This is a genomic window from Bacteroides sp. LFL-34, from assembly GCF_027257075.1.
GTDB lineage: Bacteria > Bacteroidota > Bacteroidia > Bacteroidales > Bacteroidaceae > Bacteroides > Bacteroides ovatus.
On the sequence record NZ_JAPQKZ010000021.1, the window covers coordinates 57,123 to 68,893 of the forward strand.

At 45.7% G+C, this 11,771-nt stretch carries 12 protein-coding genes; 1 reads left to right on the forward strand and 11 read right to left on the reverse strand.

Annotated features, from left to right (window positions below):
* Nucleotides 1-134: 134 nt before the first annotated feature.
* The 5 genes from N5O98_RS14070 to N5O98_RS14090 are packed head-to-tail and all read right to left on the reverse strand — an operon-like array spanning nt 135 to nt 3,810.
* Nucleotides 135-716, reverse strand: a complete 582-nt coding sequence (locus N5O98_RS14070; RefSeq protein WP_022199506.1) for a LutC/YkgG family protein — start codon at nt 714-716, stop codon at nt 135-137.
* A complete protein-coding gene (locus N5O98_RS14075) occupies nt 713-2,098 on the reverse strand; it encodes a lactate utilization protein B (protein ID WP_004304790.1) in 1,386 nt (461 codons plus the stop codon). The genes N5O98_RS14070 and N5O98_RS14075 overlap by 4 nt, the downstream gene beginning before the upstream one ends.
* Nucleotides 2,095-2,835: a (Fe-S)-binding protein gene (locus N5O98_RS14080; protein ID WP_004304789.1), complete on the reverse strand. Its 741-nt coding sequence runs from the start codon at nt 2,833-2,835 to the stop codon at nt 2,095-2,097. Before N5O98_RS14080 ends, N5O98_RS14075 begins: the two co-directional genes overlap by 4 nt.
* 51 nt (nt 2,836-2,886) lie before the next feature.
* Nucleotides 2,887-3,432 (reverse strand): 7-carboxy-7-deazaguanine synthase QueE, encoded by a 546-nt coding sequence (locus N5O98_RS14085; protein ID WP_008775565.1) that lies wholly within the window; start codon nt 3,430-3,432, stop codon nt 2,887-2,889.
* 21 nt (nt 3,433-3,453) lie between these two features.
* On the reverse strand, nt 3,454-3,810 hold the full coding sequence (locus tag N5O98_RS14090) for a 6-pyruvoyl trahydropterin synthase family protein (RefSeq protein ID WP_008775564.1): 357 nt from the start codon (nt 3,808-3,810) through the stop codon (nt 3,454-3,456).
* 129 nt (nt 3,811-3,939) lie between these two features.
* Between N5O98_RS14090 and N5O98_RS14095 the strand changes: the two genes are divergently transcribed.
* Nucleotides 3,940-4,299 (forward strand): YbaN family protein, encoded by a 360-nt coding sequence (locus N5O98_RS14095; protein ID WP_004304786.1) that lies wholly within the window; start codon nt 3,940-3,942, stop codon nt 4,297-4,299.
* Here the strand turns inward: N5O98_RS14095 and N5O98_RS14100 are convergent.
* From N5O98_RS14100 to N5O98_RS14125, 6 genes are all read right to left on the reverse strand, one after another.
* The gene (locus N5O98_RS14100; RefSeq protein WP_008775563.1) at nt 4,269-4,835 is read right to left on the reverse strand and encodes a 5'-methylthioadenosine/S-adenosylhomocysteine nucleosidase family protein; all 567 of its coding nucleotides are present in this window, start codon (nt 4,833-4,835) and stop codon (nt 4,269-4,271) included. The genes N5O98_RS14095 and N5O98_RS14100 overlap by 31 nt on opposite strands.
* Nucleotides 4,836-5,194: 359 nt before the next feature.
* Nucleotides 5,195-6,061 carry a carbohydrate kinase family protein gene (locus N5O98_RS14105; RefSeq protein ID WP_022199507.1) on the reverse strand — a complete coding sequence of 289 codons (867 nt, stop codon included), beginning with the start codon at nt 6,059-6,061 and terminating at the stop codon, nt 5,195-5,197.
* A gap of 4 nt (nt 6,062-6,065) precedes the next feature.
* Nucleotides 6,066-7,094 (reverse strand): zinc-dependent alcohol dehydrogenase, encoded by a 1,029-nt coding sequence (locus N5O98_RS14110; RefSeq protein ID WP_008016966.1) that lies wholly within the window; start codon nt 7,092-7,094, stop codon nt 6,066-6,068.
* The gene (locus tag N5O98_RS14115) at nt 7,091-8,176 is read right to left on the reverse strand and encodes an SGNH/GDSL hydrolase family protein (protein WP_022199508.1); all 1,086 of its coding nucleotides are present in this window, start codon (nt 8,174-8,176) and stop codon (nt 7,091-7,093) included. The genes N5O98_RS14110 and N5O98_RS14115 overlap by 4 nt, the downstream gene beginning before the upstream one ends.
* A 21-nt stretch (nt 8,177-8,197) precedes the next feature.
* Nucleotides 8,198-9,520, reverse strand: coding sequence for a mannitol dehydrogenase family protein (locus N5O98_RS14120; protein ID WP_022199509.1), 1,323 nt, complete (start codon nt 9,518-9,520; stop codon nt 8,198-8,200).
* Nucleotides 9,507-11,744, reverse strand: a complete 2,238-nt coding sequence (locus N5O98_RS14125; RefSeq protein WP_022199510.1) for a histidine phosphatase family protein — start codon at nt 11,742-11,744, stop codon at nt 9,507-9,509. Before N5O98_RS14125 ends, N5O98_RS14120 begins: the two co-directional genes overlap by 14 nt.
* Nucleotides 11,745-11,771 lie beyond the last annotated feature (27 nt).

Genomic DNA, 11,771 nt, shown 5'->3' on the forward strand with positions numbered 1-11,771 from the left:
CAAAGGCTCTATTTCTTATCAATAGAGCCTCTGTTTTTAAGCGTCAACGGAGTCTCCATTTCGTTTGTACTAACAAATATAAAACTCCATTGTTTTGAAACCAAATTTATTTTAGAATAATCAACACGGAAACATTAGGTTAATATCACTAACACGTCCCGTGCCCCATGCGCTCCCATCACTAAAGCCTGCTCAATATCAGCAGTCTTTGACGGACCGGAGATGAACGTTCCGAACTGATATTCCTGTCCGTCCAGTTCGCGGTAGGCGTCATACATGGTATCTACAATTTTATTCCGGTCGAGCAGAATGACCAACTTCTCCGAGATAAAATAGATCGCTTTATATTTTACCGTCTGCGGTATCCAGATGGCTCCGTTTTCGGCTACTCCGATTTCTCCTTTCACTACGGCAACATCTGTGCCGTCCAACTCTTTCGGATCATCCAAATTATCGGGATTGAACGTAGCACAGGAAATATCCGGCAATACGGAAGCAATGCGCATAGCATCCGGATAAGTCCGGCGTATGACCGCATTCACATCTTCCCCTTCGCCCAATACAACTGCCGCACCACCCACTGCACGGCTGATTGCACAAAACTGTTCTATCTTATCAGGATATGACAATCGTTTCATATCCGCAATATCCGGTTTATCATAACGGGTCTGCGTATGCTGGCGGATGCTGGCTAATATATCTTCTCTACTACTCATTTGGATTCCTCCTTTCCTTGTACTTTGTTTTTCTTCCACATTTCATTGAACGACTCGCTGGCAAATTCCGGCAGTTCACGCCCCTTTCCCCAATCGTCGAGATCGTTGTATTTCATGAAACGAGGCAGGCCATTTACCACCGGGGCTGCCCACAAGGCTGCGTTGAACAATGCCGGACGCTCCATCAGGAACTTCATACCACCGGACATGATCTTCTTTCCCGTATTGGCTTTCCCCAGTCCGTCCAAATCCTGACGCCATTTGTAAATCTGTTCTGCCAAATCTACTTTCACCGGACAGACATCGGAACAGGACATACACAGAGAACAGGCTGAAAGATTATCATAATATTTCTCCGGAGCGTGAGCCATACCCAAGTTGATGCCAATAGGTCCGGGGATGAAGTACGTATAAGAGTAGCCTCCACTCCGGCGGTACACCGGACAGGTATTCATGCACGCACCACAACGAATACAGTTCAGTGTCTTGATATGGTCGGGCTTGGACAGTAAGGCACTCCGGCCGTTGTCTACGATGATAATATGATATTCACCGCCTTCGCGGGGACGGCGGTAATGAGAAGTATATGTTGTCACCGGTTGTCCGGTGGCCGAACGAGCGAGTAATCGGGTGAACACACCCAATGCGTCCAGATCCGGGACGATCTTTTCCATACCGAAAGCGGCAATGTTCAGTTTCGGGTAGGAAGTACCCATATCGGCATTTCCTTCATTGGTGCAGACCACAATGTCACCGGTTGAAGCGACGGCAAAGTTGGCGCCTGTCATGGCGGCTTCGGCATTGAGGAAGAGATGGCGCAGGTTCTTACGTGCGGCATGAGTCAGGTAGGTAGGATCAAAGTTTCCCTTTTCCGTGCCCATCTCCTTTTCGAATAGTTCGCCTACCTGTTCCCGTTTGATGTGGATGGCAGGCAATACAATGTGGCTTGGTTCGAGATGCATCAGTTGCAGGATGCGTTCGCCCAAATCGGACTCTACGACATCGATGCCCCGCTCCATCAGGAAAGGATTCAATCCACACTCTTCGGCGAGCATGGATTTGCTCTTGATGAAATGGTGGACGTTATGCTCATTCAGTATTTCGTAGACGATGGCGCAGTATTCATCGGCATCTTTTGCCCAATGTACGATGGCGCCGTTGGCGGTAGCATTCTTCTCAAACTCCAGCAGAAGTTCTTCGAGGTGGCTGTTGGAGTATAGTTTCAACTCGCAAGCCTTGTTGCGCAACTCTTCCCATTCGGGAACTTCCTTGCTCATCTTGTCCCTTTTGGCACGGACCATCCAAAGGGTTTCGTTATGCCATGCTGCCATCTTGCTGTCCTGCAAGAACTTTTCGGCAGCCTTTGAATGTTTTGTACTCATGATTGCGACGCTAGAATTTCTACAATATGGATAATCTGAATAGGTAGATGCTCCCGTTTGATGACACCTTGCATGTGCATCAGGCAGGAACTGTCCGCTCCGACAATATACTCGGCTCCGGTAGCGATGTGATCTTTTACCTTATCACGCCCCATGCAGACGGAGACTGCCTGCTCTTCCACCGCAAACATTCCGCCAAAGCCGCAACACTCGTCAATATGGCTGGGCTCGAATACTTCGATGCCTTCTACCAGATTGAGCAGGTCACGCAATTTATTGTAATAAGGGATGTTCAGTTCGGTGGGAGCGGAAATCAACAGTTCGCGCACCCCATGACAGCTATTGTGAATACTGACTTTATGAGGAAAGCGTGCAGGAATTTTGGAAGGTTTCAAGACATCGTGAATGAACTCACAAATATCATAAATCTTTCCCGCACTCTGACAAACATGTCCTTCTTTCTCCAAGATGCCCGGATGATTCTCTTTCACAAATGCCACACAACTGGCGGAAGGGCCGACGATGTAATCGTATTCCCGGAACAGATCGTCAAAACGGAGTGCCAATTTCATCGATTCATCTTCAAAACCGGCATTTGCCATCGGTTGTCCGCAACAAGTCTGATCCAACGGATAATCGACGTCTACTCCCAAACTTTTCAATAGTCTATACGATGCCACTCCCACATTGGGGTAAATAGCATTGATATAACAAGGAATAAACAAACCTACTTTCATACTATATTTTGTAATAATTTAAGCTTCTTCCGCATCACCCGTCTATTTTGTTCAACGGATGTCGATTAATTTGTGTGTTTGCAGGCTGAGTCTCCATTTGGGATGTCGCATTACACAGTCCACTGTTGAAGCAGTGTTATTACAAGAACAAGGCTGAAGGAAAAAATGTTCGGCCGGAAGGAGTTCAAAAATACTTATATCTTGTCCTTCATAGACCACTTTCACTTCATCCATCCGGTCGATGGCAAGTTTCCCCCCTTGTTTGGGGGAGCAGGTCACCCAGTCGATAGCTGCCGGCAAGGGGCGTGTACCGTTGGTTTCGATGGTCACATATTTGCCTGCCTCATGCAAACGGTCGATCAATTCATCGTCTATCCATAAGGAAGGTTCGCCGCCCGTAAGAACAACAGTGACGGCAGGATATTTTTTCACTTCGGCGATAATTTCATCGTCGGTCATCATTTTTCCTTCTTCGTGTTGTGTGTCGCAAAAGTCACATTTCAGGTTGCAACCGGAAAAACGGACGAAGATGGCCGGAGTTCCGGTATGGTAGCCTTCGCCCTGCAAGCTGTAAAAGATTTCATTAATCTTTCTCATCATCAAAATTTGTTTGGTTTGCTATTCTTGTCCTTCTGCGCCGCTGGGTTCTTTCTCGTAGATGACAATGTTTCCTTCCGATTCCTGCACTTCTACTTTATAGCATTGAGGAATCTGTTTGCATACCCACCGGGCGATATTCTCCGCTGTGGGGTTAAATGGGAGTACTTCGTTCAGATTTTGATGGTCGAGTTTCTCCATGACCACTTCTTTGATGCGGGTGAAATCTACCACCATTCCTTCGGAGTTGAGCCGCGCGGAACGGCAATAGACGGTGATAATCCAGTTGTGACCGTGTAAACTGGCGCATTTACTGCGATACGGGAGTACCAGCTTATGAGAAGCCGAAATCTCCATGCGTTTGATTACTGTAAACATGAGTGTATGTATTTTAATAGTTACACGCATCTAATGTCACCTCGATGCAACGGCAAAGGTAATATAAAATAGAGTTTTCATCCAGCAAAGAGTGTTATTTTTTCCCTTTTTTTGCACTATCTTTGCCGCATGAAAACTCTATATATTGTTTTAGGTAGTATTTCCCTTGCGCTCGGCATTCTCGGCATCTTTCTGCCGCTACTGCCCACTACCCCTTTTCTATTGCTCACCGCCGCCCTTTATTTCAAAGGGTCACCCCGATTATATAACTGGCTGCTCAACCATCGGCACTTCGGTCCTTACATCCGCAATTTCCGCGAGAACAAGGCGATTCCTCTCCGTGCCAAAATAATTTCTCTCGTATTAATGTGGGGAACGATGCTTTATTGCATTTTCTTCCTGATTCCTTTTATATGGGTAAAGATTCTCCTGGGATTGATAGCCGCAGGAGTCACTTATCATATTCTTTCTTTCAAGACGTTAAAGTAATGCGATAGTCCCTGCCGTGCATCGGCAAGTTTATCTTCCCAATGTTTCACGGAGTTCTGGCCAATAATGTCAGTCACGTACTTCACGGAAATAAACGGGATTTCTTTTGAACGGCAGACAAATGCCTGTGCGTATGCTTCCATATCTACAACATCTCCGCTAACGTGAGTCAACTCGGTGAGGAAGCCATCTCCCGTATTACAGATCCCATGTTCCGTCCAATGCGTGCAATAACCTTTTTCTTCGAGCAAAGCTGATGAATCGATCTCACACTCCAATCCGAACTCTTTCATTTTCTGCATATCACGGTCTATGAACTTGCGACATACAAAAATATCTCCTACCTGATGATTGACTGTTCCAGCACTTCCGATATTGAGCACCAAGTCCGGTTGTACCTGACGGATTGCCTCTGCCAAATGAAAGGCTGATTTAACTTTACCAATACCTGTACGAACGTAGTAAGGTTCTATATCCGGCCATTTAAGTTCTACAAATTCGCCTTGTACGGCGTAGGTTACTAATATTTTCAACATGGGTTCCTTTATTTCGTAAAAATTACTATTCAAATCCAATTGTACTCAACCGCTCCACGAGATAGACTATAGCCCTATTTATCCAGGCTATTTCATCTGACAAACTTTTGATGTTCCATCTGAATGAACTCCAATTTTCTATTTCATGGATAAACATACCATCAGTTATTTCTGCAAAAATAACTATTTAACTGGAGTTATCTATAAAATGCGGCCAAAAGAGGTATGCTAAGCCGCAAATTCTGCGGTTAACTAACGGAATTAAACTGCAATCAACAAGAACAAGGCATATCCACCACGCTTGGTTTGAAGAATCATTCAAACCAAGTACGAAACTTCCTTATGTGGAGTACCCAATATTACTTTTTACTATCCGGCAACGGATTAATAGCCCCCCTTTGTGTACAAGTATATGCCGATACATCTACCGCTTTGCGGTGTGATTCAGCGACCGACGCCCCTCTAAGTATGTTCACAACAAAAGTAGCAGTAAACGAGTCGCCTGCACCTACAGTATCAGCCACCTCGACTTTAGGTGTATCTATGGATGAAATTTCCCCACTTGCATCATATATGCCACTACGTACTGCCCCTTGTGTGAATATAACATACTTGAGCGAGAAACGAGCTATGAGTTCTGCGATAGCTTCCACAAAATCAGTAGAAAGAGAAAGAAGAGAAATCAATAACGGCAATTCGTCTTCATTCAATTTGAGGACATTTGCCTTTTGCAAGGACTCCACAATCAAGTCTGTCGAATAAAAATGTTGCCTGATATTAATATCGAAGACCTTCAAAGAGGTATCCGGCACGGCATCTATGAGTCTCAAAATTGCAGCACGTGACTTTTCGCTTCGCTGTGCCAAAGAGCCCCAACAAACAGCATCTGCATCGCCGACAAGTTTCATGGTCGCAGGACTACACTCGATAGTATCCCAAGCAACATTCTCAACAATGTCATATTGCGGTACACCGGCCTCATTCAACGACACAAGCACTTTACCTGTCGGCAAAATATTACGGGAAATATATCCTAAATCAAGTCCGGTCTCTTTAAGCACTGTAAACGTTTCATCGCCGAGTTCGTCCTCACCTATTGCCGTAACGGGATATGATTCTGCTCCCAACTCCTTTGCAAAAAAACAGAAATTGATAGGCGCTCCGCCAAGTCTCTTACCTTCCGGGAAGCAATCCCAAACAACTTCTCCTATACCTATTATTTTCATGGTTTTATAGTTTAATAATTATTTTCATGGATGTTGCACTATGCTCGTCTATAAATTTATATGCCTCGTCATACTGCTCGAACGGGAAATGATTCGAAATAAGCGGTTCGAGACGGATAGCTCCCGAACTTACCTGATCGATAGCCGTAAGATAATCTTCATGGCGATACATCATCGTTCCGTTCACCTTCAGTTCGTGCTCTCCCAAATAGAACATATTAAGCGACGGATCCTTGCCAAATACCGCCACTACAACGATGGTACTCCCTTTTTCAATACACTCCATAAGCGAACGAATACTCGACTCAACTCCGGCAACCTCAAACGCAGCTTGAAAATCTTCATCCCCGAAAAGCCTCTTCGCTCCTTCTTTGAGCGGCGTCTTAGCTACATTGAGCGTATCTATTATGCCACATTTACGAGCGATTTCAAGTCTGAAATCACTCACATCGGTAATAAGAACCCGTTTGGCTCCTCTTGCCTTAGCGAACTGCGCCACGAGGTTACCGATTGTTCCGGCACCCGATACAACCACATTCTTACCTTTCAAGTCCCCGCCACGCATGGTTGCATGCGCAGCTACTGCCACCGGTTCTATCATAGCCCCATAATCAAGTGACATACCTTCAGGCAACACCGCAACCCTGTCATCATCAACCACAAAAAAGTCTTGCGCAGCTCCATTTGCCTGAAAAGCCTGCACTCTTAGCTCTTCACAAATATTATACTCTCCCCGCTGACAAGGCTTGCACTTCCCACACGCGAGTTGCGGACGTGCGGTGACAACGTCACCCGCCTTGCAGATCGTAACCGCCGCCCCCGTAGCGACTACCACTGCCGAATATTCATGCCCCTGAACTACCGGATAGAAAGTTGCCGGATGACATCCGTGATAAGAATGTATCTCACTTCCACAAATACCAATTCTCTTAATATTCAGAAGTACCTGATGTTCTTTCAGGTCCGACGCCTTAGGCGCCTCAACCTCACGAAATTCAATATGTTTTGGTTCTACTAATACCGCTTGTCTCATTTTATACCATATTTACTTAAAATTTCTATTACCGGAGTCTCTATCGACTTCGCCCAAAGTGCATATCCATAACTACTTGGATGAGTTCCGTCGACCGATGTCTCATGCGCATCGGAAGCATCAGGCGTAATCAGATAAACGTCTTTATATTTCGGGTTCGTGCGGATTTTTGCAAACAACTCCTCTACGGTTGCCGCCTTAGCCCGTTCTTTCGCATCAAGAACTGTATCAAATGAACGTCGTTCACGATAGATCGTACGCTGAAATATCAACGGAGTAGCCGGATGTGCCGCTATAAGCCGATCGATAAACGGCATCAGGCGCTCTCTTATCAGTTCTGCGTCAGGATTTGAAAAAGTATCGAATATAAAGGCATCAGCCTTGACTTCCGCAAGAACGTCGAGCATGTAAGGTTGCATCAGGCAACGTCCGCTTGTTGCGAGCGACACGACTTGAAGACCTGTATTACGCATAAATTGCATGGGATAACTCATACCGGATCGATCCGTGCTCACTCCCTGCGTAAACGAAGAGCCATATACCGCTATCCTGTGACGAAAATCGGACTTCAACGGTTCGATAACAGCATCGTCATCTATCCCTATCTTACAAGAAATGACCTCCGAATACATCGGCATATACATCATACATTCGTGCATCGTACCATCCATATTCTCAATGAGCGTGAATGTCTCGGTTTTCTCGCCCTTATACGCTTTCAATGAACCGCTTGCCGCATACTGCCATTGACCGTTTGCATTTTTGATATAAAGATCATATCCTTTATAAGAGATCGGCATGGTTGAATGGCTCGAATATACATATCCCCACTTTGTCGTAATCTGTATATTACGCGTGTTCGTTTTAAACAACACAGCCATACCGGCAGAACAACGGAGTTGTCGATTCTCCGTCCTGTTAAAACCTTTATAAACCAATGTATCGACTCTATGATACGGATTGGGAGTCGATTCAAACGGCTTACCTATCAGGTTAAGCGTTGACGCCTCCGTCTGTTTTTGTGCCGAAACCGACAATACGCACGAAAGCGACAGAACAACCGTTATGAAAAACTTCTTCATTGCCTTGGATTTTTTAGTTGTTTACTGTAATAAGACCTTCAACCCTTCTGCTACCTGCATAGCATAAAACTGCTCATACTTTTCCATAAACACAGGGTATTTGTCCAGTCCCAATGACACAAAAGGTGATATCTTCAAGAACTCGGCCGGCGATCCTCCCGAAATCAACTTCCTGTCCGCCGGGGTGATGTGAGGTTCGGAGATAGCTATATTTTCACCGGACTCGGTGCGCGCACCTATCAGGTATTTGCAATAAACAGCTATCAGGAAAGCCTCTATCGAAATATCCTTCCCATCCTGCAACATCTGTTTGAGTATGGGTACCACATAAACCGCAAACTTAGCAATGCCATCGCCGCAAAGCCGTGATACCTGATCGCTGATCGCCTTGTTTGAAAATCGTTCGATAAGCTGGTCTTTATACGCTTCAAGGTCAACGCCCTCGGGAACCGGAACATAAGGAGTAACATCCCTGTTCATAAACAGCTTTATCATTGCACGATACCTCTCGTCTGCCATTACAGCATCGACCTTCCTGAATCCTTCCATATAGGCAGGATAAGAAAGAAGAGTATGTGACGCATTGAGAAGACTTAATTTCATGATTTCATACGGGGTCACATCATGGGTGAATGTAACTCCCACCTTCTCCCATGCAGGACGGCCTGCAATGAAATTATCTTCAATCACCCATTGTATAAAGTCTTCACAACACACATCTGTAACCTTACCCGGTTTTGTTACGGGAGTGATTCGATCCACCATCGAATTCGGGAACGTCACTTTCTTTTTCGCCCACGCTGCCACCTCGGGATATTTCGCTTCGAAGTATGACATAAACGCGTATTTGGCGGCATTGCCGTTCATCTGCATGTTGTCACACGAAAGAATCGTAATCGGCAAATCTTTCTCCATCCGGCGTTTAAGTCCTTCGGCTACATACCAGAACACACTGCGCGATTGGTTAAAATCAACCCTATATCCCCCTTCGGTAATGGTGAGAGAGATGATTTTTATCTCCTCCGATGCTATTTTAGCGATGATAGGCTCACTATCTATTTCCCCCCATGCCAGTTCTACAAGCGAACCAATCAGCATACTATCCTGTTCGCCGGAAGGGCTGCATGTCGTCAACTGATATATGCCGTCGTCTTTCTTGAGGGCGTTGAACAATACCCCGTCCGTAGGCATAATCATGGCTCCGAATACCCCCCAGCACCTTTGTGACGGATCTTCAAGTAATAGATTTGTGTAAGCTTCGAGATGTGCACGATGGAAGTTTCCAACGCCGAAATGTACTATTCCGGCCTTTATTTCAGCACGATTATAATTAAAAGTCTTCATACGATAATTTCAATGTTTCGGCAAGTGATTTTTCCACCTTGTCGCAATGTTCTATATAGAATTTATAAACCTCATTCCATTTGTAATAAGATGCTTCAACCGCTTCCAACGGCAACCGGAGGTCTTTTTCATTCAGCATAAACTTAACTAAAACGTCCGGATTGTCTTCTGATTGGTAAAAGATCATCTGAAGGTTCGCCCCCATCGGAATATCCCAATACTTCCAACTCTGCAACGCTTCTTTGGAATTACTAGCCTCCCGCGCCCACGTTCCGGCTTGCAGATTTGTCAAGATAGCCATCAGAACGCCATCGTGTCCGAAGTTGAGATTGATGCCATGACGCTTGCGAACCAGATCTTCGGCAGATTCGTCTAACAAATGGCGTAACGTGCGGGATGCAAGTCCCCAACTACGCCCGTGAGATACCGGTTCAGGACCTTTCTGCGCAAAATACTTATAGTTCTCGATTTCCGCCCAAGCCAATATTTCCTCTTCTGTAAAAATATCCCATATAGGCACTTGGCGGTCGAGGCATTGCATCAGTGATGCCATTAACCAGAAACGATGGATCAGGTCGTACTTGTCATACTCACTTTCTACTTGTGTTACGTCTATAAACAGTCTTGTAAAAAAAGCATCCACATCCAACTTTTCATCTATATATGAACGATATTTTTTATACCAACTGTTTTCTTTACCGAGTATATACTTATCAAGCGGACTCCTGTCGGGACATACGTTACCGTAGGGATTCAGTGTGGTAAGGAACGAACGGGAGTTGTCTATCTCCGCCCATTCAAGCCCGGGACGCAGCGACAAAATGCCCGAATTTACAGATTGCATGGTGGCTGCCACCCGAAGCACATTCGTTGCGTTAGTCTTCAAATAGGGATGGCCTTCAAATACTTCCGGATAGTTTTGTACCATCCTCCGGCCTATCTCCCTTGTCTGACGATAACCGATTTGTGTCAGATCGCCTTCTTTGTAAAACACATTCTTCTTGAACGGTTCAAGACGTTCGTACAGGGCTTTCCCAAAATCGGTAAGGTTGTTTGTGGCATGAGCTTTCTCCAATACGCCGTATATGGCAGGATAAGTCACCTCATCGTCTATCTGACGCGCTCCATGACGAAAATAGCCGTTTATATAGAAAGGCGTATATCCTTTGGGCGCCGGCGTAACCGGATGTGAAAGATCGGTCACATAATACACGCCGCCCGCACGTTCCGGATCCCTGCGTATCTCGTCGAGAGGATTTTCGGTCACCGGCTTTTCTTTCGGAAGAGAGAGTTTGAATATGCAAGGAAGATCAGACGTCTTTTTCGCATTCGTATTGGTATTGACATACATAACCCCGTCTTTGACCACAATATCTTCCGGTTCGTAAATAACCTGTTCCTGCACATTGTACCGGGCAGTAATCGTCCGCCTATCCGTATCGTACACCCGGATGCAGGAAGGACGGTTGTCGTCCTGTTTCCCAACTCCGAAGCAAAAATAGATTTTACCATCATGCATACAGCCCGCTTGTGTGAACCATACCTCATAGGGGAACACCACCTGATCGAGAATGTCATTTTCGTCGAGGCGCACCTTTGCCCCCTCACTCAACGACGGTATGCGGAATTTGGTGGCGACATACTGGTTTTCCCATGCATGCTTTGTCACCTTCGCCACAGTACGTTTACGCGCCGAGAATATCCATATAAAGCCCCGTTCCCGATCGACCAGCCAGCTTGGCGCTCCAAAGATAGGGACATACCCTTTCTCCACCCACTTCGAGCCATCAAGTTCAATTGTCTGTGCGATTTCGCTGCTAAAACGTTTTCCACGACGGGTAATGCTCTCCACAAAACACAACCATTCCAACTCGCTTCCTACCTTCCCGTTTGTGATATACAAGAGAGGAAACGATGCTCCGCGTTTTGTCTCGACGCCAAAGCATACATTATTTACATGGTTGTCCGGATGGGAGGACGCCAACTCAAAGCCTGCCACAGGTTTCGGATCGGCACTTTTGAAATCATAGATATTCACGTGCCCTCCATCCTCGCACGAGAATATGTAATCATCCCACATTTCAAGTCCTTGCTGTGCCCGCCCCCGTCCTTCCTTTGCCAGGAAGACAGAGCACTCTACCTCTTTCTCCGGCTCTACATACAACTGGGCGATAAGGGGAATAGAGATCAGTAAGCACACGACAGACAAATAGATCTTTTTCATAAGTATGCTCTATAAATTTAAAGTATG